General features: G+C 70.4%; 20 protein-coding genes and 1 pseudogene. 15 read left to right on the top strand and 6 right to left on the bottom strand.

The features are described 5' to 3' along the window. Positions 1-40: 40 nt before the first annotated feature. The 5 genes from J2W20_RS05475 to J2W20_RS05455 all read left to right on the top strand — a co-directional run bounded on the left by J2W20_RS05475 (position 41) and on the right by J2W20_RS05455 (position 5,418). Complete coding sequence (locus tag J2W20_RS05475) at positions 41-715, top strand: GntR family transcriptional regulator (protein ID WP_307005298.1); 675 nt, start codon at positions 41-43, stop codon at positions 713-715. Positions 716-1,067: 352 nt separating this feature from the next. Further along, positions 1,068-1,517, top strand: coding sequence for a hypothetical protein (locus J2W20_RS05470; protein WP_307005296.1), 450 nt, complete (start codon positions 1,068-1,070; stop codon positions 1,515-1,517). Positions 1,518-1,701: 184 nt separating this feature from the next. Beyond that, positions 1,702-2,760 (top strand): hypothetical protein, encoded by a 1,059-nt coding sequence (locus tag J2W20_RS05465; protein WP_307005294.1) that lies wholly within the window; start codon positions 1,702-1,704, stop codon positions 2,758-2,760. 1 nt (position 2,761) lies between these two features. Next, on the top strand, positions 2,762-3,262 hold the full coding sequence (locus J2W20_RS05460) for a hypothetical protein (protein WP_307005292.1): 501 nt from the start codon (positions 2,762-2,764) through the stop codon (positions 3,260-3,262). Next, on the top strand, positions 3,259-5,418 hold the full coding sequence (locus tag J2W20_RS05455; protein WP_307005290.1) for an Ig-like domain-containing protein: 2,160 nt from the start codon (positions 3,259-3,261) through the stop codon (positions 5,416-5,418). Before J2W20_RS05460 ends, J2W20_RS05455 begins: the two co-directional genes overlap by 4 nt. 52 nt (positions 5,419-5,470) lie before the next feature. On the opposite strand, the gene J2W20_RS05450 is transcribed toward J2W20_RS05455, so the two are convergent. Together J2W20_RS05450 and J2W20_RS05445 are read right to left on the bottom strand one after the other, a co-directional pair. Then, a complete protein-coding gene (locus tag J2W20_RS05450) occupies positions 5,471-6,292 on the bottom strand; it encodes an SDR family oxidoreductase (RefSeq protein WP_307005288.1) in 822 nt (273 codons plus the stop codon). A gap of 54 nt (positions 6,293-6,346) precedes the next feature. Next, positions 6,347-6,682 (bottom strand): hypothetical protein, encoded by a 336-nt coding sequence (locus J2W20_RS05445; protein WP_307005286.1) that lies wholly within the window; start codon positions 6,680-6,682, stop codon positions 6,347-6,349. Between the two features lie 524 nt (positions 6,683-7,206). Here J2W20_RS05445 and betA point away from each other — a divergent pair. From betA to J2W20_RS05420, 5 genes are read left to right on the top strand one after another with little or no spacing between them, the layout of a single operon-like run. Continuing rightward, positions 7,207-8,886: a choline dehydrogenase gene (gene betA, locus J2W20_RS05440; protein ID WP_307005284.1), complete on the top strand. Its 1,680-nt coding sequence runs from the start codon at positions 7,207-7,209 to the stop codon at positions 8,884-8,886. Then, positions 8,883-9,995 carry a quaternary amine ABC transporter ATP-binding protein gene (locus J2W20_RS05435; protein WP_307005282.1) on the top strand — a complete coding sequence of 371 codons (1,113 nt, stop codon included), beginning with the start codon at positions 8,883-8,885 and terminating at the stop codon, positions 9,993-9,995. The genes betA and J2W20_RS05435 overlap by 4 nt, the downstream gene beginning before the upstream one ends. Then, complete coding sequence (locus tag J2W20_RS05430) at positions 9,992-12,061, top strand: ABC transporter permease (RefSeq protein WP_307005280.1); 2,070 nt, start codon at positions 9,992-9,994, stop codon at positions 12,059-12,061. Before J2W20_RS05435 ends, J2W20_RS05430 begins: the two co-directional genes overlap by 4 nt. Before the next feature lie 13 nt (positions 12,062-12,074). Continuing rightward, entirely contained in the window at positions 12,075-13,052 is a 978-nt protein-coding gene (locus tag J2W20_RS05425) for an ABC transporter substrate-binding protein (RefSeq protein WP_307005278.1), read from the top strand. Then, positions 13,040-14,569 carry an aldehyde dehydrogenase family protein gene (locus J2W20_RS05420; RefSeq protein ID WP_307005276.1) on the top strand — a complete coding sequence of 510 codons (1,530 nt, stop codon included), beginning with the start codon at positions 13,040-13,042 and terminating at the stop codon, positions 14,567-14,569. Before J2W20_RS05425 ends, J2W20_RS05420 begins: the two co-directional genes overlap by 13 nt. Positions 14,570-14,576: 7 nt before the next feature. Here J2W20_RS05420 and J2W20_RS05415 read toward each other — a convergent pair whose 3' ends face one another. The 4 genes from J2W20_RS05415 to J2W20_RS05400 form a co-directional block, all read right to left on the bottom strand. Next, positions 14,577-15,404: an IclR family transcriptional regulator gene (locus J2W20_RS05415; protein ID WP_307005274.1), complete on the bottom strand. Its 828-nt coding sequence runs from the start codon at positions 15,402-15,404 to the stop codon at positions 14,577-14,579. A gap of 75 nt (positions 15,405-15,479) precedes the next feature. Continuing rightward, positions 15,480-16,109 (bottom strand): MBL fold metallo-hydrolase, encoded by a 630-nt coding sequence (locus J2W20_RS05410; protein WP_307005272.1) that lies wholly within the window; start codon positions 16,107-16,109, stop codon positions 15,480-15,482. Beyond that, positions 16,109-17,218, bottom strand: coding sequence for an S-(hydroxymethyl)mycothiol dehydrogenase (locus tag J2W20_RS05405; RefSeq protein ID WP_307005270.1), 1,110 nt, complete (start codon positions 17,216-17,218; stop codon positions 16,109-16,111). Before J2W20_RS05405 ends, J2W20_RS05410 begins: the two co-directional genes overlap by 1 nt. An 88-nt stretch (positions 17,219-17,306) precedes the next feature. Beyond that, positions 17,307-18,635, bottom strand: coding sequence for a LuxR C-terminal-related transcriptional regulator (locus J2W20_RS05400; protein ID WP_307005268.1), 1,329 nt, complete (start codon positions 18,633-18,635; stop codon positions 17,307-17,309). A gap of 144 nt (positions 18,636-18,779) precedes the next feature. On the opposite strand from J2W20_RS05400, the gene hxlB reads away from it, so the two are divergent. The 5 genes and pseudogenes from hxlB to J2W20_RS05375 all read left to right on the top strand — a co-directional run bounded on the left by hxlB (position 18,780) and on the right by J2W20_RS05375 (position 26,013). Beyond that, a complete protein-coding gene (gene hxlB, locus J2W20_RS05395) occupies positions 18,780-19,370 on the top strand; it encodes a 6-phospho-3-hexuloisomerase (RefSeq protein WP_373457966.1) in 591 nt (196 codons plus the stop codon). A 40-nt stretch (positions 19,371-19,410) separates the two neighbouring features. Continuing rightward, complete coding sequence (hxlA, locus tag J2W20_RS05390) at positions 19,411-20,034, top strand: 3-hexulose-6-phosphate synthase (protein WP_307005266.1); 624 nt, start codon at positions 19,411-19,413, stop codon at positions 20,032-20,034. Between the two features lie 65 nt (positions 20,035-20,099). After that, positions 20,100-22,397 (top strand): FdhF/YdeP family oxidoreductase, encoded by a 2,298-nt coding sequence (locus J2W20_RS05385; protein ID WP_307005265.1) that lies wholly within the window; start codon positions 20,100-20,102, stop codon positions 22,395-22,397. 150 nt (positions 22,398-22,547) lie between these two features. Then, a pseudogene (purU, locus tag J2W20_RS05380) lies at positions 22,548-23,458 on the top strand (formyltetrahydrofolate deformylase). Between the two features lie 35 nt (positions 23,459-23,493). Next, the gene (locus J2W20_RS05375; RefSeq protein WP_307005263.1) at positions 23,494-26,013 is read left to right on the top strand and encodes a GcvT family protein; all 2,520 of its coding nucleotides are present in this window, start codon (positions 23,494-23,496) and stop codon (positions 26,011-26,013) included. The last annotated feature ends 3 nt before the right edge of the window (positions 26,014-26,016 follow it).

Raw genomic sequence — 26,016 nt, 5'->3', positions numbered from 1 at the left:
AACGACTGTCGGGTGACAGTCGACACAAGGGGAGGAACCCATGGCCGTTGCAGCATCCCTGCTGGGGCTCGAGAAGCGGAGCCTGCGCGAACAGGCGCTCGCCGCGCTGCGCCGCGCCATCACCTCCGGGGAGCTCGCGCAGGGACAGCACCTCGTGGAGACCGAGCTGTCGGAGATGCTCGGCATCAGCCGCGGGACGCTCCGCGAGGCCCTGAGGCAGCTCGAGCAGGAGGGCCTGGCCTCGGCCGGCCCCCGCGGGCGGCTCAGCGTGCGGCACCTCGACGCGAAGGAGATCCGGGACATCTTCGCGGTGCGCGGGGCCCTCGAGTCCCTCGCAGCCCGCACCCTCATCGAGCAGCCGCGGCGGGCAAAGGCCGTGGGCGAGCTCCGGGAGGCGCTCGAGCGCATGGACGAGGCGGCGGGGCAGTCCCTCGAGGACAGGATCGAGGCGGACCTGGACTTCCACCGCCTCCTGTGCCGGCTCTCCGGGAACGAGACCCTCCTGCACCAGTGGCAGTCCCTCGAGGGATCCATCCGGATGTCCATCATGTTCGCCGGGCTCGAGCGGGCCACGAGCAACATGAGCGTGGACCGGCACCGGGCCATCGTGGATGCGGTCGAGTCCGGGGACGCCGCGACGGCCCGCGAGACCATCCTCGCCCACATGGACTCCGCGTCGGACAACCTGGTCAGCGACGTCACGAAAGTCTCCTAGGCCGCTTCTACTCCCGGTCACGCCCGGCGTCCCACGGTGGACGCCGGGCGTTCCTGTCGGACTACCTACGCGGTCGGTGATGTCACGGCCCTGCTGGCCCACGACTCGCAGCGGCTGCACGCCCGGCTTCTGGGCGTCTACTGCTGCGTAGGAATCCAAGTACTCAGAAGTTCTGTGGGTCAAAAGAACAGGTACAACTACGTATTTTCACGCTCCTAGACGGCCTGAAAAGGTCTTCCCATCGGGCTCCAGGGGATCAATAGATCCGGGTCCGCGAAGTGTCTGAACAGTGGGGGCATTCGGCATTCGCCGCTCGTATCGCGCTGTTTTCCCATCACGAAGGAGCATTCCCATGAGCAAGCTGTCTCTCAAGCGCAAGGCCGCCATCGCCGCGGTCACCGCGGGCCTCGTCGGCGTCGGCGGCACTGCAGCCATCGCGTACTGGACCACCACCGGCACGGGTTCCGGCAACGCCGCGGCGTCGGCGGGCGGCGGCACCGTGAGCCTGCACTCTTCGTTCGCGGCTGGTCTTGCGCCGGGCCAGTCGACGGCAGTGACCTACACCGCGGACAATGCGAATGACTCGAGCACGGTCGTCGGTGCGCTCACGGCCAACGTCACCACGAGCGATGCGAACTGCCTCCCTTCGTGGTTCACGGTGACGGCGGTGACCTCCAATACCAACGTTGCGGCGCATAAGTCCGCGCAGGTCGGCACGGGCACGCTGACCTTCCTCGACGACGCCGCCAACCAGGACGCGTGCAAGAGCGCCACCATCACGGTCAGCGTCGCGAGCCAGTAGCCGGCAGAGCGTCGGGTGGGAACGGGCATGGCCCAGACCCACCCGACGCTGCTCCGATCGTGGACGGACAGCCGGCATTGCCGGACAGAGGGGACAGAGGGTGCGGGGACTGGGGAAGCTCGTGGCGGGTGGGCCACGGGGCATCGGAAGAGCATTAGGCATCGCGGTGATCAGCCTGCTCGGCGTGGCTCTGCCGGCCGGCGCGCTGCTCGCCGCAGGCCAGGCAGTCAAGCCTGGCTTCACCATCCAGGTCTCGCCGGCCAGCCAGTCGGTGGTCCGTGGGACCGCGGCATCGTTCACGATTACGGTCTCGTCGCAGAACGGATTCGAGGGCACCGTGGCGCTGACGGCAGGCTCGCTGCCAGCCGCAGCGACTGCCGGGTTTGCGCCGTCGAGCGTCAGGCTCAGCTCCGGCTTGACGACGACGTCGACCCTCACCGTCGCGACCACCTCGTCCACTCCCGCTGGGGCCGCGTCCCTCCAGATCGTGGGCACCTCGGGGAAGACCACAGCGTCCGCCACGGCGGGGCTGACCGTCAACTACCCCCTCTCCGGGTCTCTCTCGCTCACCAGCATGCCTGCTTCGCTCTCGCTCGCGGCCGGCTCGAATGGCGTCTATGACCTCAGCCTCACGCGTACCAGCCTCACCGGGCCGGTCGCCTTCACCCTCTCCGGGCTGCCCCCGGGCGTCACGGCATCGTTCGCGCCGGCCAGCACCACGGGCTCGGCGTCGGCCCTCCAGCTCACCGTGGACCCCGCCGCAAAGGCGGCCACGGCGACGCTCACCATCGGCGCCTCGGGCCAGGATGCGACCGGAGCCACGAGGTCCGCGTCGGCGAACGTGCAGCTCGCCGTCATCAGCAGCCCCAAGGCGTTCACCATCGCGGGCACGGTCGCGCCCGGCGTCGCCCCTGGGGTGACCGTGCCCGTGGCCCTGAGCGTCAGCAATCCGAACAACCAGCCGCTGGCCGTGACGAACCTGTCAGTGACTCTGGCCGGGGTCACGAGGTCCTCGGACGCGGTGGCCAAGGGGCTGGCCTGCAGCGTGGTGGACTTCGCCGTCGTCCAGTACAGCGGCCCCTATCCGCAGACGGTCCCCGCGGGTGGAACCGCCTCCCTCGCTTCGCTCGGGGTGCCCACCAGCCAGTGGCCGAAGATCACCATGCTCGATACCGCCGCCAACCAGGACGGCTGCAAGGGCGCAACCCTCCAGCTGGCGTACTCCGGATCCGGGGGGAACTGAGATGGTCAACTTCCTGCAGCTCAAGGGCGCCAGGCCCGCTGCCGCGGCCGCAGCCGCCGCCGCGCTCCTCCTCGGGGGAGGCGCCGCGGTCTCCGCCTACTGGGGAACGGCCGGAAGCGGATCCGGATCCCAGACCGCGGGGCAGCTCCAGGTCCTCACCACCGAGGCCCTCACCCAGCCGGCCTCCGGGCAGCAGCCCATCGCCCCGGGAGGCGTCGCGGATGCCGCCGTCCGCGTCACCAACCCGAACCCCTACGCGGTGCAGCTCTACAGCGTGGCCTCCGCGGGCCCCGCCACGGCAGACGCCGCGCATCCGCAGTGCGTCACCACAGGCATCACCTTCCAGAACCCTGCGGCGCCGCTCGCCCCTACCGCCACCGTCCCGGCCAACGCGAGCCTGACGGTGGTGCTGCCCGGCGCGGTCGCGATGGACCTGACCTCCGACCCGGGGTGCCAAGGGGCCTCGTTCCGCATCCCGCTGACTCTCGAGGTGCGCAAGTGACTGCCATCCAGACCCGTCCCACCCGCCGGTCCGTCCTGACCCCGACCGCGCGACTCAGGCGCACCCTCCGTCGCGGATGGGCCGCCTTCGCGGCGCTCCTGCTCGTCATCACCGGCGGCGCCGCCGCCTTCGCCTACTGGCAGGCAGCCTCCACCGCCCGGGACGGCCTCGTCGTCGCGGACACCCTCCAGCTGGGCTCCACCCCCTTGGTGCGCGCCAGGCAGGCGAGCCTTGCCGTCGCGTGGACATCGAGCACGACGGCGGGTGGCCGCGCCGCGTCCGGATACACCGTGCGCCGGTACAGCGCCGCGACCGGCGGCACACCCGTCCCGGCCACCGGCGGCTGCGCCGGCGTCGTGACCACCGGATCGTGCACCGAGTCGGCCGTCCCCGACGGCACCTGGTACTACACGGTCACCCCGCTGCTCGGGAAGTGGTCCGGGGCTGAGAGTACGCGGAGCGGAGCCGCGATCGCGGACGCGACGCCTCCGACCGTCTCGGCCTCGCTCTCGCCTACTCCCAACGGTGCCGGCTATAACAACGCAACCCCGGTGGTCGTCACGCTCGCCGCGCAGGACAATGCGGGCGGCAGCGGCATCGCGTCGGTCACCTACGCGCTCGACGCCGGCCAGCCTGTCACTGCCACGGGCGCGAGCGCCTCCGTGTCGGTGGCCGGCGACGGCGCCCACAGGCTCACCTACTCGGCGGCCGACGTGGCCGGGAATACCTCGCTCAGCCAGTCGCTCACCATCAGGATCGACACTCAGGCGCCGGGCACGCCGAGCCTTGTGGTGCCCACCTACATCAACGCGGCCAGCGCGGGCGGCAACGTGTCGGTGTCCGGGACCGCCGAGGCGGGCAGCACCGTGACAATTTCGGCGTCCGACGGCGCCGGGCACAGCATGACTCCGGCCACGGCCATCGCCCAGTCGAACAGTTCCTGGGCGGCGACGAACCTCAACCTCTCCGGCTTGACCGACGGCAGCGTGACGTTCACCGCGAGCGCCCAGGATCTCGCGGGCAACGTGAGTGCGAAAGCGTCTGCCACCTCGACCAAGGACACGGCGGCGCCTACAGGCACGACCATCACCGCGCCGTCCACCGTGACGTCAGCGAATATCAGCTCAGCAACGGTGAGCGGGACAGCCGAAGCAGGCGCGTCGATCTCCCTGGGCGTCTCCGATGCTGGCCCAGCACACACGCTAACCGGAACTGCGACGGCAAACAGCGCAGGTAGTTGGTCGGTCACGGGTCTCAACTGGGCTTCACTCGGCGACGGCCAGCTGACCTACACGGCCACCGCAACTGACCGAGCCGGCAACACTGGAACCCCTGTCACCGCCATCGGGACAAAGAAGGCCACCATCACGACCCCAGCCTTCACCAATCCTCCCGTATCGATTGGGAACTCCTACAGCTCGCCCTTCACCACATCCCTACAGGGCACTGCTGAGACAGGCGCGTCGGTCATCGTGACAGCGACCGACGGGACGCGCACGACGACTGCAACGGCAACGGGCTCCGGCAGTTGGTCCGCGTCGCCCAGTCTGGTCGGGCTCGCTTCCGGGACCATAACGTTCAAGGCGACCGCGACCGACGCCTACGGCAACACTGCCTCGGCTTCCGCGAACACCCACCTCGGTCCGAAGGTGGTCTCCGTGGCGTTGGATCCTCAGCCAGGCTCCTCCACGCCAAATGCGACGGCGGACGCCGGCGACACCGTCGTCATAAAGTTCGACGGGCCGATGAGCCCCAGTTCGTTCTGCAGTTCCTGGACCGGCGTGACCGGCCCGTGGGTGCTGACCAGCGGTGGCCTCGCCGTGAACATCGCCGCCAACTCCGCCGTCGCCGGGGACACCCTTACCCTCGCCTCGACCGGCTGTACCACCGCCAACTTCGGCACCGTGTACCTCGGGGCGCACTACACGCCGTCCGGCACGCTCCAGTTCAAGGGCAGCGGTGTCAGTGCTTCGAGCGTTCAACTCGGAGCGGACAAGAAGACACTGACGATCACACTCGGAGCCTACAAGGCCGGTACCCAGAGCACATCCGTCACGTCGGGCTCCCCCGCGTATCAGGCTCAATCAGCAACAGATACGTTCCCGGTGCAGTTGCCGAGCCAACCTTTCACGGACTCGTCGTCCTCCGGCTTCTGAGAGGCGCGCTGGCGCGCCGGGATGTCATCCCGGCGCCCCTGGCATGTTGCGCTCAGCGCACCTTCTGCGCGGGCCGCCCCACGAAGTGGTCCATGCCCCGGTTGATCCCGAAGAAGTCGGCCATCCGGTCGAACGCCCGCGTCGGAAGGGCCCGCATGAGCGGCACGAGCCGGGCGAACGGCGGCAGGACGATCTGTTCGCGGCCGGACTCGATCCCGTCGATGACCTTCAGTGCCACCTCCTGCTCCTCGAGGATCGGCAGCAGCAGCGGGAAGCGGGTCTCGACGCCGGCGAACATGCCGGTGTTGATGTAGTACGGGCAGACCACGAGCGTCCCGACCCCGTGCCCTTCGGCGCGCAGCTCGGCGCGCAGCGACTCGGTGAAGCCCAGGGCTGCGAACTTGGAGGCGGAGTAGTCCGTCTGGCGGGCGACGCCGATCAGCCCGGCCGCGCTCGCGATGGTCGCCACGGTGCCGCCCCGGCGGGCGACCATGCCCGGCAGGAACGCGCGGGTGACCCAGTAGAGCGCGAGGGTGTTGACCTCGAACGTACGCCGGATGGATTCCTCGGTCGCCTCGAGCAGGGGCTTGCCGGCCACCACGCCGGCGTTGTTGACGAGGACGTCTACGTCCCCGGCCTCGCGGGCCGCGGCGGCCACACGCCCGGCGTCCGTGACGTCCACGGCGTACGAACTGGCGAGGCCCCCGGCGGCGACGATCTCCGCGGCGACCGCCGCGCCGCCGTCGTCCGAGAGGTCCCAGACCACCACCTCGGCGCCCCGCCGGGCCGCTTCAAGGGCCATGAGCCGGCCGATTCCGGAGGCTCCTCCAGTGATCAGGATGCGTGCGCCGCGCAGGCGGGTTCCTCGGTACATGTGATCTATGTTACCAACGAGTAGCTTTCTGGGAACCCCGTCCGTGCGGGGATCTTAGGCGATCCCGCCGGTCTGCGCGAGCATGGAGAGCCAGACCTCCCCGCCGAGGAGCAGCCACACGCCCAGGCCCACGAGGAGGCCGGCGCCGAGGTTGCGGTACGGGCCCCTGCGGATGGCGAGGACGAGCGCCCCGGCGAGGTAGAGGAACCCCGGCAGGAACGCGAGGCTGCCGATGCCGCCCTGCGGGCCGGCGGCGGCGAGGATTGCTCCGTAGACGATGAAGAGGCCGGCGGCGCCCGCGACGATCCCGGCGCCGAAGCCGCTGCCGGAGAAGCCCGGCCGCGGGCCCGGCGTCGGACCGCGGCGATACCCGGGAGACGTCTGCCCCATGATCGGTGACGTTACTGCTGCGCGGCCCTTGCGCAAAGGCCGGCGCCGAGGGGGCTGCCGCCCCGTCGGGGCCAGTCCTCCCGTTGGCCGCGTCCGCTCTTCGTCTTGGGTGCACGGGTCCGCTCCATCGCCGTGCCCAACCTTCCGCCGGGGCTCACGGTTGACGGCCACGTCTGAACTGCGATCCCTCGAGCATATGAAGTAGATGCTTCCAAATACGACTGATATACCAGCTCAGCTTACGGGTCGTCTCCGGCGGGGGTCAATGGGCCAATGGGGCTCCATGTTTCGTCGCGGTGACATTCTTCTGACCCCTTCGAAAAATGCTTGACACTCCCTTTGCGGGTGCCCCACTGTTGTGCCAGCCGAAGCCTGTTGCACCTTATGCAATTACCGCGAGGCCGGTTCGCCTCGGCCTCTGAACTTCCCCGTCTTTGCACCGCCTACCGCCCAGGAGAAGACATGACGACTGCACTGGAGAAAGCCGAAGCCGTGAAGGCCGGGGTCACAGAACGGCCCGCATCGTGACCGCCACGACCTATGACTACGTGATCGTCGGCGGCGGAAGCGCCGGGTCCGTCCTCGCCGACCGGCTGAGCGCGGGCGGCGACCGCACGGTGCTGGTGCTCGAGGCCGGCCGCAGCGACTACCCTTGGGACCTCTTCATCCAGATGCCCGCCGCCCTCACCTTCCCCAGCGGGAACCCGCTCTACGACTGGCGCTACGAGTCAGACCCGGAGCCGTTCATGGGCGGGCGCAGGGTCGCGCACGCCCGCGGCAAGGTCCTGGGCGGCTCGAGCTCGATCAATGGGATGATCTTCCAGCGCGGGAACCCGATGGACTACGAGCGCTGGGGCGCGGACCCCGGCATGGAGAGCTGGGACTTCGCCCACTGCCTCCCCTACTTCAAGCGCATGGAGAACGCCCTCGCAGCTTCCCCCGAGGACCCCTTCCGGGGCCACGAGGGCCCCCTCATCCTCGAGCGGGGACCTGCCACCAACCCACTGTTCCAGGCATTCTTCGACGCCGCCGTCCAGGCCGGCTACCCGCGTACGGATGACGTGAACGGGTACCGCCAGGAAGGCTTCGGACCGTTCGACCGCAACGTGCACAAGGGTGAGCGCTATTCGGCATCCCGCGGCTATCTGCGTCCCGCCCGGCGGAGGCCCAACGTCACCGTGAAGACGCTGGCCACCGTGACCGGCATCGAGTTCCAGGGAACGCGGGCCACGGGGGTCAGCTACCGCCGCGGCGGCCAGAGCCACACGGTGAGCGCAGGAGAGGTCATCCTCTGCGGCGGTGCCTTCAACACCCCGCAGCTGCTCCAGCTCGCCGGCATCGGCGATCCGCAGCACCTCAGGTCGGTCGGTGTGGCGCCGCGCGTCGCTCTCCCCGGTGTCGGGGAGAACCTCCAGGACCACCTTGAGGTCTACATCCAGCACGCGTGCCTGCAGCCCGTCTCCCAGCAGCCTTCGCTGGATCTCTGGCGCATGCCCTTCATCGGCCTGGAATGGCTGCTGGGGCGCAAGGGACCGGCGGCGACCAACCACTTCGAGGGCGGCGGGTTCGTGCGCTCGAACGACGACGTCGCCTACCCGAATCTCATGTACCACTTCCTCCCCGTAGCAGTGCGCTACGACGGGAAGAAGGCCGAGGTCGAGCACGGCTTCCAGGTGCACGTCGGACCCATGTACTCCGATGTGCGCGGGCACCTGAAGATCCGCTCCGCGGATCCGTCGACGCGCCCCTCGATCCTGTTCAACTACCTCTCGACCGAGAACGACCGCCGCGAATGGATCGAGGCCATCAACGTCTCCCGGGAGATCCTCCGCCAGCCGGCCATGGCGCCATTCAACGGCGGGGAGATCTCTCCCGGGCCGTCCGTCACGACCGAGAAGGAGATCCTCGACTGGGTCGCCCGGGACGCCGAGACCGCCCTGCACCCCTCGTGCACGGCGAAGATGGGCCCGGCCTCGGACCCGATGGCCGTCGTCGACCCCCACACCATGAAGGTCCACGGCACCGAAGGGCTGCGCGTCGCCGACGCCTCCGCCATGCCCTACGTGACCAACGGCAACATCTTCGCCCCCGTGATGATGCTCGCCGAGAAGGCCGCAGACCTCGTCCTCGGCCGAGAGCTCGCCGCCCAACCCGAACCCTTCTACCGCCACACCCCGCTCAGCCAACTCGAGGAGGCATCATGAGCGCCCCGACTCTGGACCCCGAAACTACACGCCGCGCGGCGCGCCTCGCGGACTCCAACGAGCCGGCCCTGAAGGTCGAGGGCCTGTGGAAGATCTTCGGCGCGAAGGCCGACAAGATCATCGGCACGCCCGACGAGCACCTGAGCCGGAAGGAGCTGCAGAGCAAGACCGGCTGCCTCGCGGCCGTCAAGGACGTCTCCTTCGAGGTCGCGCCGGGCGAGGTCTTCGTGGTCATGGGGCTCTCGGGCTCGGGCAAGTCGACCCTCGTGCGGCTGCTGACGCGGCTCATCGAGCCGACCGCAGGACGGGTCAGCATCGACGGCGAGGACGTCACCTGCGCGAGCAAGGCCAAGCTGCGCTCCATGCGGCGCAACCACATGGCCATGGTGTTCCAGCAGTTCGGCCTCCTCCCGCACCGGAAGGTGATCGACAACGTGGCGTACGGCCTCGAGGTCCGCGGCGAGGGCAAGTCGGCGAGGCTTGCCCGGGCCCAGGAGATGGTCGACCTCGTGGGCCTCTCCGGCTACGAGAACTCGTTCCCCGACCAGCTCTCGGGCGGCATGCAGCAGCGTGTCGGCCTGGCCCGGGCCCTGGCGGTGGACCCGCAGGTGCTGCTGTTCGACGAGCCGTTCTCTGCCCTGGATCCGCTGATCCGCCGGGACATGCAGAACGAGGTGTGCCGGCTGCACGAGGAGGTGGGGAAGACGATGGTCTTCATCACCCACGACCTCCAGGAGGCGCTCAAGCTCGGCGACCGCATCCTCATCATGCGTGACGGCGAGATCGTCCAGATCGGCACTCCGGCCGAGGTCGTGGCCCACCCGGCGGACGACTACGTGCGGGACTTCGTCTCCGACGTGCCCCGCTCGCACGTGCTCACGCTGCGCTACGTCGTCCGTCCCCCGCGGCCCGACGAGTCGCTCGAGGGGCCCGTGATGCAGTCGGACTGCGTGGTGCGCGACGCCGCCCGGCAGGTCCTGCAGTCCTCACTGCCCGTGCGGGTCTACGACGGGGAGCGCTTCCTCGGCGTGGTCGACGACGACGACATCCTGCGCGTGGTCGTGGCCGAGGAGGACTCCGCGACGGCCGAGAAGGGCGGCCCCGCATGAGCACGGTGGCGACGGACCGCGCGGAGACCGCCGCCGTACCTCCCGCTGGAGCCCGCGAGCGCGGCTCGGAGCCGGCGACCCGGCCGCCGACATCACCCGCCGCCTTCGTCCGGCGCCGCTGGCGCCCGGTGCTGCTGGCCGGCGTGGCCGTCGCGTGGCTGGTGCTGTGGGGCCTCTTCCGGGGAACCCAGACCCTCGAACTCGGGGGAGCGGACAAGACCGACGTCCACCTCTGGCTCAACGGGCTGCGCGACAGCTTCGACACTGCGCGCACCCAGTCCCCCTTCTTCACCTCGGTGGTGCAGCCCATCACCGACGGACTCAACGGCGCCGTGGCGTTCCTGCAGCACCTCCTGAGCCAGCCCTCGGCGCTGCGGCCCGTGCCCGAGGTCGGGTGGCTAGGGGTCGTGGTCCTGCTGGCCTGGCTGGCGTTCGTGCTCGCGGGCGTCCGCTCGATGATCCTCGTGGCGGCGTGCGTGCTGCTGTTCGGTTTCTTCGGCTACTGGCAGCAGAGCGTCGACACGCTCATCGTGACCTTCGTCGCCGTCGGCCTCTGCGCGGTGGTGGGGCCCCCGCTGGGGATCTGGATGGCGCGCAGCCACCGCGTCTCGGCGGTCCTCTCTCCGCTGCTTGACCTCGCGCAGACGCTACCCTCGTTCGCCTACCTCGCGCCGCTGGCCCTCGTCTTCGGGATCGGCCCCGCGTCGGCGATCGTCACCACGATCATCTATTCGCTCCCGCCGCTGGTGCGCATCACCGAGCACGGTATCCGGAACGTCTCGCCCACCACGCTCGAGGCGGTCACGTCGATGGGCGGGACCGCGTGGCAGACGCTGACCAAGGTGCAGCTGCCCATGGCGCGGCGCACGATCGTCGTCGGCATCAACCAGTGCACGATGGCTGCCCTGTCCATGGCGACCATCGCCGCGCTCATCAACGGTCCCGGGCTCGGCCAACCGGTCCTGCAGTCGCTGCAGTCCCTCGACGTCGGCTCCGCGTTCGTCTCGGGCCTCGCGATCGTCCTCATGGCGATCATGCTCGACCGCACGACGACGGCAGCGTCCGAGCGCTCGGGGATCGAAGCCCGCGTCCAGCGCGGCTCCCGCAGCGCCGGCCTGCGCGGGCCCAAGGGCCGGCGCGCCGTGGTCATCATCGGCGCCGCCGTCACCGCGGTCGCCATCTGGCTCTCGCACAACTACCTCGCCCTGGCGAAGTTCCCCGCCTCACCGGACCTCGGCGCCCCGCTCGCCCAGGCCATCTCGGCCGCCACCGACTGGACCGTCCACACGTTCTCCGGCTTCACCGAGTGGCTCAAGGAGGCCGTCACGGCCCTCCTGGTCAACCCGCTCGAGTCGCTCCTGGCACAGTCGCCCTGGTGGGCCATGGCCCTCGTGCTGCTCGGCATCGCCTTGGCCCTGGGCGGCCGGCGCGCAGGCGCCGCCACCCTCGTGTGCGAGGCGGTCATCCTCGGCACCGGGCTCTGGAACGAGAGCATGAAGACCCTCGCGACCACGCTCGTGGCGACCTTCCTCGTGGTGATCGCCGCCGTCATCGTGGGCGTCCTGATGGGACGCAGCAGGCTCGTCGACTCGATCGTGCGCCCGGTGCTGGACGCGTTCCAGACCATCCCCTCGTTCGTGTACCTCGTTCCCGCCCTGGCCCTGTTCGGCCCCACCCGGTTCACCGCGATCGTCGCCGCCGTCGCCTACGGCGTGCCCATCGCCACCAAGCTCGTCGCGGACGGCATCCGCGGCGTGTCGCCGGTCACCGTCGAGGCCTCGGAGTCGATGGGCACCACGCCATGGCAGATGGTCGCCAAGGTCCAGCTGCCCATGTCCAGGGCCGCCGTCGTCCTCGCCGCCAACCAGGGCCTGCTCTACGTCCTGTCCATGGTCGTGGTCGGCGGACTCGTCGGCGGCGGGGGGCTCGGCTACCTCGTCGTCTCCGGCTTCTCCCAGAGCCAGCTCTTCGGCAAGGGCCTCGCAGCCGGCATCGCCATCACCGCACTCGGAGTCATGCTCGACCGCATCACCCAGCACGCCGCTGCCCGCCTGGGCCGCGCCTGATCAAGGAAGTGCCATGAAGAAAACCCGAATTTCCCCGGCGCTGAAGAAGAAAGCCAGCGGCGCCGTCCTTCTCACCGCCCTCCTCGGGCTCACCGCCTGCGGCGGGGACATCTCCGCCGCCTCGTCCACTGCGAGCGGGAGTGCCAAGTGCGGCGCCTTCAACGTCGCGGTCAACCCCTGGGTCGGCTACGAGGCGGACGCCTACGTGGTCGGCACCCTCGCCAAGGAGAAGCTCGGCTGCACCGTCAACTACAAGACCCTCAAGGAAGAGGTCGCGTGGCAGGGCTTCGGCAGCGGTGAGGTGGACGCCGTCCTCGAGAACTGGGGCCACCCGGATCTGACCGACAAGTACATCAAGCAGCAGAAGACCGCTGTCGATGCCGGCTCCACCGGCAACACCGGGGTGATCGGCTGGTACGTGCCGCCATGGATGGCCAAGCAGTACCCGGACATCACCGACTCCAAGAACCTCAACAAGTACGCCGACCTCTTCAAGACGTCCGAGTCGGGAGGCCAGGGCCAGCTGCTCGACGGCGACCCCTCCTACGTCACCAACGACGAGGCGCTCGTGAAGAACCTCGGCCTGAACTTCAAGGTGGTCTACGCCGGCTCCGAGCCGGCGCTCATCCAGGCGTTCCGCCAGGCCGAGCAGAACCACACGCCGCTCATCGGCTACTTCTACGAGCCGCAGTGGTTCATGGCAGAGGTGCCGCTCGTGAAGGTCAACCTCCCGGCCTACACCCCCGGGTGCGATGCCGACGCGGCGAAGGTGGCGTGCGACTACCCCAAGTACGACCTCAACAAGGTGGTCTCCACCAAGTTCGCCAACTCCGGCAGCCCGGCGTACAACCTCGTCAAGAACTTCCACTGGACCAACCAGGACCAGAACACGGTCGCCGGGTACATCGCGAAGGACAACATGAGCCCCGACGCGGCCGCCCAGAAGTGGATCGACGCAAACCCCGACAAGGTGGCGGCATGGCTCAAGTAGCAACCCTGTCCGGGGCCACGGAGCAGGCCGACACCGGACCGGTGAAGGGGCTCTATATCGACGGCGCCTGGGAGCAGGCGGCCGACGGCGCGACCTCCACCGTGTGCTGCCCTGCGGACGGGCGGGAGGTGGCGGTCGTCGTCTCCTCGACTGCGCAGGACGCCGAGCGGGCGATTGCCAGCGCCCGGGCGGCGTTCGATGCCGGTCCCTGGAGGCGCATGACGGAGATCGAGCGGGGGGCCGTGATGCTCCGCGTCGCGGACCTCCTCGAGCGGGACAAGGCCGGCTACGCCCGTGCCGAGGCGCTGGACACGGGCAAGCGCCTCGTCGAGGCCGAGTACGACATTGACGACATCGCGGCGTGCTTCCGCTACTACGGCAAGGTCGCGGGCCTCGACGTAGGCCGGGTCATCGACACCGGGCGACCCGACGCGATCAGCCGCGTGGTCTACGAGCCCCTCGGCGTGTGCGCCCTGATCGCGCCGTGGAACTACCCGCTCCTGCAGGCCGCGTGGAAGGTGGCCCCCGCGCTCGTCGCCGGCAACTCATTCGTCCTCAAGCCGAGCGAGCTGACACCCTCGACGTCGATCCTGCTCATGGAGACGCTGGCCGAGGCCGGTGTGCCGGCAGGCGTCGCGAACCTCGTCACCGGCAGGGGGTCCACGGTTGGAGGCCCACTGAGCGCTGACCCGAGGGTGGACCTCGTCTCGCTCACCGGGGGGCTCTCCACCGGGCAGACGATCATGGCGGCCGCCGCCCAGACGGTCAAGCGCGTGGCCTTCGAGCTCGGCGGGAAGAACCCGAACGTGGTCTTCGCCGATGCGGACTGGGCCTCCGCGGTCGACAATGCCCTGACGGCCGTCTTCCTGCACTCCGGCCAGGTCTGCTCGGCAGGGACCCGGCTCGTGGTCGAGGAGTCGATTGCGGAGCGCTTCGTGGCCGAGGTCGTCGAGCGGGCGCGGACGATCCGAATGGGGGGCCCCTTCGATCCGGATGCCGAGACGGGGCCGCTCATCTCGGCCAAGCACCGGGAACAGGTGCACGCCTACGTCCAGGCGGGCATCGCCGAGGGCGCCGAGCTCCTGTGCGGCGGCTACATCCCGGCTGAGGGCCCCCTCGCGGACGGCTTCTTCTACCCGCCCACGGTGCTCGGCGGCTGCCGGGCGGGCATGAGCGTGGTCCGGGAGGAGTCCTTCGGGCCCGTGCTCACGGTGGAGACGTTCCGCGACGAGGCCGAGGCCATCGCGATCGCCAACGACACCGAGTACGGCCTGGCAGGAGCGGTCTGGACCTCCGACGCCTCCAAGGCCCAGCGCGTGGCGGGCGCCCTCAGGCACGGGACGGTGTGGATCAACGACTACCACCCCTATGTCCCGCAGGCCGAGTGGGGCGGCTTCGGCAAATCGGGCATCGGCCGGGAGCTCGGTCGCGCCGGCCTGGACGAGTACCGCGAGGCGAAGCATATCTGGCAGAACCTCAGCCCCGCCCCCAGCGGATGGTTCGGCGGGAGCCGCTAGGCACAGCTCAGCGTCCGGCCTCCTGGGAGCGATCCCGGGAGGCCGGACCACCCATGAGCTCGGTGATCTCCTCGCCTGCCCTGATGACCGCCTTCACGATCCCCGGATCCGTGGCGGGATCGAAGCGGAAGGCCGGCCCGGAGAGGCTCACGGCCCCGATCACATCCCCCATGTGCCCGAACACGGGCGCCGCGATCGCGTTGAGCCCTTCCTCCAGCTCCCCGCGTGTGGAGGCATAGCCCCGCCGCACGATGTCCGGAAGCTCCTTCATGAGCTCCGCCCGACTGAGCGTGTGCGGCGTGAAGGACGTCAGCTCGGCCCGCCGGAGCAGTTCTTCCCGATCACTCGCGTGGAGGTACGCGAGGAAGACCTTGCCGCTCGAGGTCGAATGCAGGGGCGTGAGGCTGCCGATCCAGTCGAAGCTCGCAAGGTTGGCCGAGCCCATCGCCTGGTCCACGTTGACCGCATAGATGTCGCGGCGCACGGCCAGGTTCACGGTCTCGCCGTACTGCTGCGCGAGGTCTTCGAGCACGGGCCGCGCGGCGTGGACCAGGCTCAGGCGGCGCGGGATGGAGCTCGCGATGCGCAGGAGGCCGACGCCGAGCTGGTACTTCCCGCGCCGGCTGCTCTGCTGCACAAAGCCATGGGTCTCGAGGGCACCGAGGATGCGGGAGGCGGTGGACTTGTGCACGCCCATGCGCTCGGCCATGTCGCCGACCGCGGCGCTGCCCTCCTGGGCGAGGATCTCGAGGGCCCTGACGACCCGTTCGACGGCCTGCACGCCGTTGCCGGAACGCGCCTCGTCTGGGTCGTCGGACACCAATGGGTTCCCCATGGGCTGATTGTGCCAGACCCTGTGCTCCGGAATGGGGCGCCCCACGGGCCAGCGTGGCCTGGGGCAGGTGTGCGGTCAGTGGCCGCGGTCGATCCATTCCTGGAGGTGGGGGGCTTCGGCGGCGATGGTGGTGGAATCGCCGTGGCCGGTGTCCACGGTGGTCTCGGGCGGGAGGGTCAGCAGGCGGGTGCGGATGGAGTCGATGATGGTGGGGAAGTCCGAGTACGAGCGGCCGGTGGCGCCGGGTCCGCCGGCGAAGAGGGTGTCCCCGGTGAACACGGTGGCCAGGGCGGGGGCGTGGAAGCACACGGAGCCGGGGGTGTGGCCGGGGGTGTGCAGGGCGGTCAGCTCGGTCGCGGCCACGGTGAAGACCTCCCCGTGGGCGATCTCGGCGTCGGGGACGGTGCCGGGGTAGAGGGCGTCCCAGAGCATGAGGTCGGCCGGGTGCAGGAGCACGGGGGCCCCGACCGTGTCGGCGAACTCGCGGGCGTGGCGGATGTGGTCGTCGTGGCCGTGGGTGAGCAGCACCGCGGTCACGGTGCGGTCTCCTACGGCGGCGGCGACGGCGCCGGCGTCGTGGGCGGGATCGATGACGATGGCCTCGGTGTCGTCGCCGACGATCCAGACGTTGTTCTCCACCTCCCAGGTTCCCCCGTCGAGGCTGAACGTGCCCGCGGTGACGAGGCGGTCGATGCGGGCGGGCATCAGAGCTCGACCACCGAGCGGAGGACCTCGCCGCGGTGCATCTTCTCGAACGCGGCCTCGACGTCGCCCAGGCCGATCCGCTCGGTGACGAAGGCGTCCAGGGGCAGGCGGCCGAGCCTGAACTGGTCCACGAGCATGGGGAAGTCGCGGGAGGGCAGGCAGTCGCCGTACCAGGAGGACTTCAGCGACCCGCCGCGGCCGAAGACGTCCAGCAGGGGCAGCTCGAGGGCCATCTCGGGGGTGGGGACGCCGACGAGGACCACGCGGCCGGCGAGGTCGCGGGCGTAGAAGGCCTGCCTGTAGGTCTCGGGGCGGCCGACGGCGTCGATCACCACGTCCGCACCGTGCCCGCCGGTGAGGGCCCGGATGGCCTCGACCGGGTCGGTCTCGCGCGAGACGACCCCGTGGGTGGCGCCGAGGGTCTGGGCGAGCTCGACCTTGGCCGGGTCGAGGTCGACGGCGATGATCGTCGTCGCCCCGGCGAGGCTGGCCCCGGCGATCGCGGCGATGCCGACCCCGCCGCAGCCGATCACGGCCACGGACTCCCCGCGGGCGACTTCGCCGGTGTTGATCGCGGCGCCGATGCCGGCCATGATGCCGCAGCCGAGCAGGCCGACCGCGGCGGGGTCGACGTCGTCGTCGATCTTCGTGCACTGCCCGGCGGCGACGAGGGTCTTCTCCGCGAAGGAGCCGATGCCCAGGGCCGGGGAGAGCGGGGTCCCGTCGGCCAGGGTCATCTTCTGGGTCGCGTTGTGGGTCGCGAAGCAGTACTGCGGCTGGCCCTTGGCGCAGGCCCGGCACTGCCCGCACACGGCCCGCCAGTTCAGGATCACCCGGTCCCCGGGCTTGAGGTCCGTCACGTCCGGGCCGACCGCGGAGACCACGGCGGTGGACTCGTGCCCGAGCAGGTACGGGTAGTCCTCCCCGATCCCGCCCTGCTTGTAGTGCAGGTCCGTGTGGCACACCCCGCACGTGAGCACGTCCACGAGCGCCTCGCCCGGCCCCGGATCCGGGACCAAGATCGTCTCCACCACCGCCGCGGCACCCTTCGAGCGCACCACGACCCCCCTCACCTCGTGGACGTCGGGGCGGTGGGCTGCACTGGTCATGGGGAACCTCCAAGGAGTGGGTCGGGGGTGAGGCTGCTGCCATGATGGCCATACAGGCGCGGGGTGCCGCCAACATTTGTGACGTAGATCACCTTTGGCCGACGTGCGGCTGCGCGGCGCGGGCTACGGCCTCCGCGCGCGACGAGACGCCCAGCTTGCGGAACAGGTTCCGCAGGTGGAACTTGACGGTGTTCTCGCTCAGGCCCAGCTCGGCAGCGATGGCGCGGTTGCGAAGGCCACCGGCGAGGAGCCGGAGCACCTCCTCCTCGCGCTCGCCCAGCTCACACTCCGCGCCCGGCCCCTTGGGCGCCCGAGATGACGGCGGATCCAAGGGCAGCGAGACGAATACATCGGCCCCCCAGCCCTCCATCACCTCGAGGCGCAGTCGGCCGTCGAGGGCCTGGACCCGCTGCTCGATGCGCCGGAGGCCGTCCTCTGCGACTGAGAGGCCGCCCCGGCCGTCGTCCCGGATGTCCACGAGCAGGTTCGTGCCGTCGCAGCCCCACTGGATGCGGATGCGGTGCACCTCGTCCTGCTCGACCATGGCCAGCACGAGCGCGCGCACGATCGCGCGCGCGGCGTGGGCGACTTCCCCCGGGAGGGCCCGGCCGTCGACGGGCGGCTCGACGAACTGGAGGGAGATCCCACTGAACCGTTCGAGAGGGCGCAGATCAGCCCGCAGGCGTTCGAACGCCGTGACCACGGGTTCCTCCAGGAGCGACGCGGTCCTGTCAGCGGACGCCCTGAGGCGCACCAGCGCGGCCGCTGCGATGTCGATGGCCGCTCGTCGTGCCGCCGCATCGGACTGGTGCGCGGACCGCAGGGCGGCGAGGACAGTCTCGAGCGTGGTCGAGTGCGCGTCGGTGAGCTCTGCCGTGAGGCGCGAACGCTCGGCGGACACCGCGCGGGACTCCCTCAGGTAGGACGGCGTCGCCTCGGCCACTTTGTCCCGGATGCGCACCGCCGCGAGGTGCCAGAGGCGGCCGAGCACCGCCCCGGTATCGGGGTCCAGGCGACCGCTGGCCTTCGGTGAGTCCGCCACGGCGAGGGGATCGGTCAGGACAAGGAGCGCGTTCGTTGCCGACCGCGCGGCGAGGACAGGGCGGGCCGCGCCGGCGATCCTCTCCTCGCTCCACCGCGGAGCGAGGTTGGGCAGGGAGGACCGGATCACGTCCAGTTCGTCGAGCGTGACGCGGCTGATGATGGCTTCGGCCCCGGCCTTCTTCTGCGGCCGTCCGGTGCAGTCCTCCGTGAAGATCACGAGCGCAGAGCACCGCACATACGGGGCGAGGGCAGCACGGAGAATCTCGGCGATGCGCAGCAGGGGCGCCTCGGCGAGAGCAGCAGCGGAGTCCAGGAGTGCCAGGGCCTCCTGCGCAGGATCGCGCGCGACCGCGGCCGCGATGGTGGTGGACATCGCAGCAGTCTAAAGGCTGCCCTACCCGAACGGGTGGGCACGACCGCCCGAGAAGGCAGTTCCCGCCCCTCCGGACGGCGGAGATGCTTGAGGCAGCCCCTCCCCAACCCGCGCGGCACCGACAGCAAAGGAGCATCTGTGAGCATCGAGACCCTTCCACAGCAGCGCCGGGTCACCTCGGACGGCGTCCACCGCAGCCTTGGCCTCATCCACGGGGAGGTCATCATGGCGGTGGGCGAACTGCACCGCGGAGAGCTGGCCGCCGTCGCCGAGCTGATCTCGGACGCGCCCCGGATCTTCCTCGCCGGCGCGGGCCGGAGCGGCCTCGTGCTCCGCATGGCCGCCATGCGCCTCATGCACCTCGGCCTGGACGTCCACGTCGCTGGAGACACGACGACGCCGGCCATCCGCTCGGGCGACCTGCTCATCGCGGCCTCGGGGTCGGGCACAACGTCCGGGGTGGTGAAGGCCGCGAGCACGGCGGCGGCTGTGGGTGCCCGGATCGCGGCGTTCACGACCGACGGCGCATCGCCGCTCGCCGCCCGGGCCGAGGCCGTCGTGATCATCCCGGCCGCGCGCAAGGCCGACCACGGCGGCAAAGCCTCGCGCCAGTACTCGGGAAGCCTCTTCGAGCAGGTGCTGCTCGTGGCCACCGAGGCCCTCTTCCAGAGCCTCTGGGAAGTGGACGGGACCCCGGCCGAGGAACTGTGGCTCCGCCACGCGAACATCGAATAGCCCCCACGAGCAGAACAATCCACCACGAAAGGAACACATCATGAAGCTGCAGGTCGCCATGGACGTACTCACCGTCGACGAGGCCCTCGAGCTGGCCGCGCAGGTTGCGGAGCACGTGGACATCATCGAGCTCGGCACGCCACTGGTGAAGAACGCCGGGCTCTCGGCCGTCACGGCGGTCAAGGAGGCCCACCCGACGAAGGTGGTCTTCGCCGACCTCAAGACGATGGACGCCGGCGAGCTCGAGGCTGAGCTCGCCTTCAGGGCCGGAGCGGACCTTGTGTCCGTGCTCGGCAGCGCTGACGACTCGACGATCGCCGGTGCCGTCAAGGCGGCCCGCGCCCACAACAAGGGCGTGGTCGTGGACCTCATCGGCGTCCAGGACAAGGTCGCCCGCGCGCAGGAGGCGCGCCAGCTCGGGGCGAAGTATGTCGAGTTCCACGCCGGCCTCGATGAGCAGGCCAAGCCCGGCTACGACCTCAGCGTGCTCCTGACCGCAGGGGAGAGGGCCCGCGTGCCGTTCTCGGTGGCTGGCGGGGTCAACGCGGCAACCATCGCCTCGGTCCAGCGCGCGGGTGCCGACGTGGCGGTGGCCGGCGGCTCGATCTACGGCGCGGCGGACCCCGCCGAGGCAGCACGCGAGCTCAAGGCCGCCATCATCTGAGGCGGCCCAGCCCCGCCCCGGGCCGTCACAGACGGCACGACCGCCATCTCCGAAAGGCCGTTTCCTTGTTCACCACCACTCCTGACCCGCACGACATCGACGAAGGTGCCCTCGAGGTGCATGCGCCGAAGACGGCCGCGGCGGGGGTGAAGGCGGTCGCCGTGGCGCTCGAGCGGGGCCTGGCGCAGGCCGGGGTCGGGCGGACGGTGCGGGGGATGCTGCGGATCAACCAGCGGGACGGGTTCGACTGCCCGGGGTGTGCGTGGCCGGAATCGATCACCGGGAAGCGGAAGCCGGCGGAGTTCTGCGAGAACGGCGCGAAGGCCATCGCCGAGGAGTCCACCGTGCGGACAGTCACGCCGGCTTTCTGGGCCGCGCACCCTATTGCCCAGCTCGAGGGCAGGAGCGAGTTCTGGCTCGGGTCCCGGGGCCGGATCACCGAGCCCGTGGTGATCCGGCCCGGGGAGACGCACTACTCGCCGATCTCCTGGGGGGAGGCGTTCGAGCTGATCGGGGAGCACCTGCGCGCGACGACGCCGGAGCGCTGTGTGTTCTACACCTCGGGGCGCACGGCGAACGAGACTGCGTTCCTGTACCAGCTCTTCGCCAGGTCCCTGGGGACGAACAACCTGCCCGACTGCTCGAACATGTGCCACGAGTCCTCGGGGTTCGCCCTGAACCCCACGATCGGGGTGGGGAAGGGCACGGTCTCCCTGGAGGACATCCATCGCTCGGAGCTCGTGCTCGTGGTGGGCCAGAACCCGGGAACGAACCATCCGCGGATGCTCTCGGCCCTGGTGGAATGCCGGAAGAACGGCGGCAAGGTCGTCGCGGTCAACCCCCTGCCCGAGGCAGGCCTCATGGCCTTCAAGGACCCGCAGGCGCTCGGGGGCATCGTGGGCGGGGGCGAGAAGGTCGCGGACGAGTTCCTCCAGATCAAGGTCGGAGGAGACCTGGCCCTCTTCCAGGCTCTGGGCCACCTGCTGCTGGCGAGGGAGGAGCGCGAGCCGGGCTCCGTCGTCGACCGCCTCTTCGTCGAGGCGCAGACGGCCGGGTTCGCGGACTACCGCGAGGCGCGCCGCGCCCTCGACTGGGCCGAGACGGAGCGCGCCACGGGGCTCTCCCGCGCCCAGATCGAGACGGTCGCGGAGATGATGATCGCCTCCAAGGCCACGATCGTGTGCTGGGCGCTGGGGCTGACACAGCAGCGGCACTCCGTGGACACGCTCAAGGAGATCGTCAACCTGCTCCTGGTCCAGGGGAACTTCGGCAGACCGGGGGCCGGCGCCTGCCCGGTGCGCGGGCACTCCAACGTCCAGGGCGACCGGACCATGGGGATCTGGGAGAAGCCCACCGAGGCCTTCATCGCCGCCCTCGAGGCCGAGTTCGGCATCCCCTTCCCCCGAAAGCACGGCTACGAGTCGGTGGAGACCCAGCACGCCCTGGAGGCCGGGGAGGTGGACGTGTTCGTCTCGATGGGCGGGAACTTCCTCTCCGCGGCCTCGGACACCGAGCACACGAAGGCCGGGCTGAAGCGCACGGGGCTGACCGTCCACGTGTCCACGAAGCCGAACCTCTCGCACGTCGCGCACGGCCGCACCTCCCTCATCCTGCCCACGCTGGGCCGGACGGACGTCGACGACAAGCACGCGGGCGGCCGGCAGTTCGTCACCATCGAGGACTCCATGTCGGTCGTGCACCGCAGCCAGGGCCGGCTGCGGCCCGTCTCCGAGCACCTCCTCGCCGAGCCCGTGATCGTCGCCCGGATGGCGGAGGCGGCCCTCGGGGAGGACCACCCGGTCGACTGGCGCGCGATGGCCGAGGACTACGACCTGATCCGCGACCACATCGCCCGCGTCATCCCCGGGTTCGAGGACTACAACCGGCGCGTGCGCACGAGGGACGGCTTCGTGCTGCCCTCCCCGCCCCGGGACACCCGCACCTTCGCGACCGACATCGGGAAGGCCCGCTTCACGGTGTCCCCGCTGGAGTACCTCACGCCTCCGGCCGGCCACCTGATCCTCCAGACCCTGCGCTCCCACGACCAGTACAACACCACGATCTACGGCCTCGACGACCGCTACCGCGGCATCTCCAACGCCCGCAAAGTGGTGCTCGTGAACCCTGAGGACCTCGCGGCCCTCGGCTTGGCCGACCGCGAGCTCGTCGACGTCATCTCGGTGTTCAACGGCGACGAGCGCCATGCCGAGGCCTTCCGCCTCGTCGGGTACCCGACGGCCAGGGGCTGCGCGGCCGCCTACTACCCCGAGGCGAACGTCCTCGTGCACAAGGACCTCGTGGCCCGCGAGTCCAACACCCCTGGCTACAAGGCCCTCACCGTCCGCTTCGAGCGGCGCCGGTAGGTCTTGCTCCGGACAGGGCCGAAAACTTCTTGACCTCGTGTGAGCAACCCCACTAGCTTGTTATATATCAGTTGTATGAACAGGGGTGGCGTCCCAGCCGCCACCCCGGCAGGCCTCCAACGGCCGCCCGGGCCCCCCGGAAGGAAACCCATGACTGCAGAATCCCTCCTCCGTCCGAGCGAGTCCGGCGCAGGCGCGCGCACCCCGGGCGCCGGTGGCCACGCCGCCGTCCTCACGCTCTCGTGCCCGCAGCGCAGCGGGATCGTCCACGCCGTCTCCCGGTTCCTGGTGGAGCGGGGCTTCGAATCACCGAGCACCAGCAGTTCGACGACGGCGAGGACGGCTCCCTCTACCTGCGCACGGCCTTCAGCTCGGAGGGCGCAGTCGACGCCGACGCCCTCGCCGAGGAATTCGCCGACACCGCGGCCCACTTCGCGATGGACTTCACCTTCCACCCGGCAGCACCCCCGCGCGTCCTCGTGATGGTCTCGAAGCTGGACCACTGCCTCCACGACCTCATCTACCGGTGGAAGGCCGGGAACCTCGCGGCCGAGCTCGTCGCCGTCGTCTCCAACCACCCCGACCTGCGCCCGATGGCCGAGGCCGCGGGGCTGCCGTTCGTCCACATCCCCGTCACCACCGAGACCAAGCAGCAGGCCGAGGCCGAGCTGCTCGGCGCCGTCGAGGAGTACGCGGCGGACCTCGTGGTGCTGGCCCGGTACATGCAGATCCTCTCCGACGACCTCTGCCGGCAGCTCACGGGGCGCGCCATCAACATCCACCACTCCTTCCTCCCCGGCTTCAAGGGCGCCAAGCCCTACCATCAGGCCCACGCGCGCGGCGTCAAGCACATCGGTGCCACCGCCCACTACGTCACCGCCGACCTGGACGAGGGCCCGATCATCGAGCAGGAGGTCATCCGCGTGGACCACCGCCTGTCTCCGCAGGAGCTCGCCACGGTCGGCCGCGACGCCGAGACCCTCGCCCTGGCCCGCGCCGTGCGCTGGCACGCCGAGAACAGGGTCCTCCTCAGCGGCCACCGCACCATCGTCTTCCCCTGACCCCCGACCTTCCACGAACTCCAAGGGAGCCTCCCATGCCTTCACCACGCGTTGTCATCATCGGAGCCGGGATCGTCGGCGCCAACCTCGCCGACGAGCTCACCGCCAGGGGCTGGACTGACGTCACCGTCCTCGACAAGGGCCCGATCCCCCTCACCGGAGGGTCGACCTCCCACGCCCCGGGCCTGGTCTTCCAGACCAACTCCTCCAAGACCATGACCGAGTTCGCGGCGTACACGGGGCGCAAGCTCGCGGCCCTGAAGCGTCCCGGCTTCGCGGCCTTCAACCGCGTCGGCGGCCTCGAGATCGCCACGAGCGAGCGCCGGCTCGCCGAGCTCAAGCGCCGCCACGGCTGGGCCACCGCGTGGGGAGTCGAGGCACGCCTCGTGGACCCGGCCGAGGCCAAGGTCCTCCACCCGCTCATCGACGAGGACGTGGTCCTGGGCGGCCTGCACCTGCCCGGCGACGGGCTGGCCTCGTCGGTGCTCGCCGTCGAGCTCCTGCGCGAGCGGGCCCAGGAGCGCGGGGCGAAGTTCGTCGGCGGCGTGCAGGTCACCGGCATCGAGCGCGCGGGCGGGCGCGTCACCCGCGTCCGCGCGGGCGACGACGTGGTGCCCGCGGACATCGTCATCTCCGCCGCCGGGTTCTGGGGCCCCGCCCTCGGCGAGCTCGTCGGCATGCGCGTCCCGCTCGTGCCGATGGCGCACCAGTACGTCAGGACCGCCCCCGTGCGGGAGCTCGCCGAGCAGGCCGACGGCGTCGCCCTCGGCGGCAGCCACGTCCTCGGCACCGGCAACAGCGCCATGCTGCCGATCCTGCGCCACCAGGACGCGGGCCTGTACTTCCGCCAGCACGGCGAGTCCCTCGGCATCGGCTCCTACGACCACCGCCCCATCGCCGTCGGCTACGACGAGCTGCCGGCGGTGGAGGGCAAGGAGATGGGCGAGCACTCGATGCCCTCGCGCCTGGAGTTCACCCCGGAGGACTTCGAGCGGGCCTTCAAGGCCACCAAGCAGCTGCTCCCGGGCCTCGAGGGGGTGGGCATCGCCGACGCCTTCAACGGGATCTTCTCCTTCACCCCGGACGGCGGCTCGCTCGTGGGCGAGTCCCCCGAGGTGCGGGGCTTCTTCATCGCCGAGGCCGTCTGGGTCACCCACTCCGCCGGAGTCGCCAAGGCGGTCGCCGAACTCCTCGTCGACGGCCAGTCTGCCACCGACCTGCACGAGCTCGACGTCGCCCGGTTCGAGGAGATCCAGCTGACGGACGAGTACGTGCTGGAGACCTCCAAGCAGAGCTTCGTCGAGGTCTACGACATCAAGCACCCGCTCGAGCCCCGCCAGTCCCCGCGCGGGCTGCGCGTCTCGCCGTTCCACGCGCGCCAGCGTGAGCTCGGCGGCTTCTTCCTCGAGGCCGGCGGCTGGGAGCGCCCCCAGTGGTACGAGGCCAACCGCGGCCTCCTCGATACTCTTCCGGCCGAGTGGCAGGCCCCGGCCCGCGACGACTGGTCCGCACAGTTCGACTCGCCCATCGCCGCCGCCGAGGCGCACGCCACCCGGACCAACGTCGCGATGTACGACATGACGGCACTGAAGCGCCTCGAGGTCTCCGGCCCCGGCGCGCTCGCCCTCCTCCAGCGCCTCACGACCGGGCAGATCAACAAGAGCGTCGGCTCCGTCACCTACACGCTCATGCTCACCGAGGCCGGCGGGATCCGCAGCGACCTCACCGTGGCCCGCATCAGCGAGGACCTCTTCCAGGTCGGCGCCAACGGCGGCCAGGACCTCGACTACCTCACCCGCGAGGCCGCGGACCAGACCGCCGCATCCCCGTCCGAGTGGGTCCAGGTCCGCGACACCACCGGCGGCACGTGCTGCGTCGGCGTGTGGGGCCCGCGCGCCCGGGACCTCGTCCAGCCGCTCACTCCGGCCGACCTGACCAACGAGGGGCTCAAGTACTTCCGGGCCGTCTCCACCACCATCGCGGGCATCCCCGTGCGCATGATGCGCCTGTCCTACGTCGGCGAGCTCGGCTGGGAGATCTACACCTCCGCCGAGTACGGCCAGAAGCTGTGGGACGCCCTCTGGGGCGCGGGCAGGCAGCTCGGCGTGATCGCCGCCGGCCGCAGCGCCTTCAACAGCCTGCGCCTGGAGAAGGGCTACCGCTCGTGGGGCACGGACATGACCACCGAGCATGACCCCGTGCAGTCCGGCCTCGACTTCGCCGTCCGCCCCGCCAAGGGCGAGTTCGTGGGCAAGGCCGCCTTCGAGGCCGCCGCGGGCGCGGCGCCCGCGCGCCGCCTGCGCTGCCTCACGGTCGACGACGGCACCTCCCTCGTGCTGGGCAAGGAACCCGTCTATGTGGGCGGCACGGCCGCGGGCTACATCACGAGTGCGGCGTTCGGCCACACTGTGCGCAAGCCCGTGGCCTACGCGTGGCTGCCCGGCGAGGTCGAGGTCGGCGACTCGGTCGAGATCGACTACTTCGGCACCCGGATCGCCGCCACGGTCCAGGCCGAGCCGCTCGTCGACCCGGAGATGGCCAAGATCCGCGCCTGACCC

Source organism: Sinomonas atrocyanea (assembly GCF_030812675.1).
In the GTDB taxonomy this organism is placed as follows: domain Bacteria; phylum Actinomycetota; class Actinomycetes; order Actinomycetales; family Micrococcaceae; genus Sinomonas; species Sinomonas atrocyanea_B.
The sequence above is the reverse complement of the archived record's forward strand: the minus strand, read 5'-3'. Positions and strand labels throughout refer to the sequence as shown.

Excerpts from the sequence above, each read along its gene's own strand:
- J2W20_RS05475 (WP_307005298.1), top strand. The coding sequence starts at position 41 with ATGGCCGTTGCAGCATCCCTGCTGGGGCTCGAGAAGCGGAGCCTGCGC.
- J2W20_RS05470 (WP_307005296.1), top strand. The coding sequence starts at position 1,068 with ATGAGCAAGCTGTCTCTCAAGCGCAAGGCCGCCATCGCCGCGGTCACC.
- J2W20_RS05460 (WP_307005292.1), top strand. The coding sequence starts at position 2,762 with ATGGTCAACTTCCTGCAGCTCAAGGGCGCCAGGCCCGCTGCCGCGGCC.
- J2W20_RS05450 (WP_307005288.1), bottom strand. The coding sequence starts at position 6,292 with ATGTACCGAGGAACCCGCCTGCGCGGCGCACGCATCCTGATCACTGGA.
- J2W20_RS05445 (WP_307005286.1), bottom strand. The coding sequence starts at position 6,682 with ATGGGGCAGACGTCTCCCGGGTATCGCCGCGGTCCGACGCCGGGCCCG.
- J2W20_RS05435 (WP_307005282.1), top strand. The coding sequence starts at position 8,883 with ATGAGCGCCCCGACTCTGGACCCCGAAACTACACGCCGCGCGGCGCGC.
- J2W20_RS05430 (WP_307005280.1), top strand. The coding sequence starts at position 9,992 with ATGAGCACGGTGGCGACGGACCGCGCGGAGACCGCCGCCGTACCTCCC.
- J2W20_RS05425 (WP_307005278.1), top strand. The coding sequence starts at position 12,075 with ATGAAGAAAACCCGAATTTCCCCGGCGCTGAAGAAGAAAGCCAGCGGC.
- J2W20_RS05420 (WP_307005276.1), top strand. The coding sequence starts at position 13,040 with ATGGCTCAAGTAGCAACCCTGTCCGGGGCCACGGAGCAGGCCGACACC.
- J2W20_RS05415 (WP_307005274.1), bottom strand. The coding sequence starts at position 15,404 with ATGGGGAACCCATTGGTGTCCGACGACCCAGACGAGGCGCGTTCCGGC.
- J2W20_RS05410 (WP_307005272.1), bottom strand. The coding sequence starts at position 16,109 with ATGCCCGCCCGCATCGACCGCCTCGTCACCGCGGGCACGTTCAGCCTC.
- J2W20_RS05405 (WP_307005270.1), bottom strand. The coding sequence starts at position 17,218 with ATGACCAGTGCAGCCCACCGCCCCGACGTCCACGAGGTGAGGGGGGTC.
- J2W20_RS05400 (WP_307005268.1), bottom strand. The coding sequence starts at position 18,635 with ATGTCCACCACCATCGCGGCCGCGGTCGCGCGCGATCCTGCGCAGGAG.
- hxlA (WP_307005266.1), top strand. The coding sequence starts at position 19,411 with ATGAAGCTGCAGGTCGCCATGGACGTACTCACCGTCGACGAGGCCCTC.
- J2W20_RS05375 (WP_307005263.1), top strand. The coding sequence starts at position 23,494 with ATGCCTTCACCACGCGTTGTCATCATCGGAGCCGGGATCGTCGGCGCC.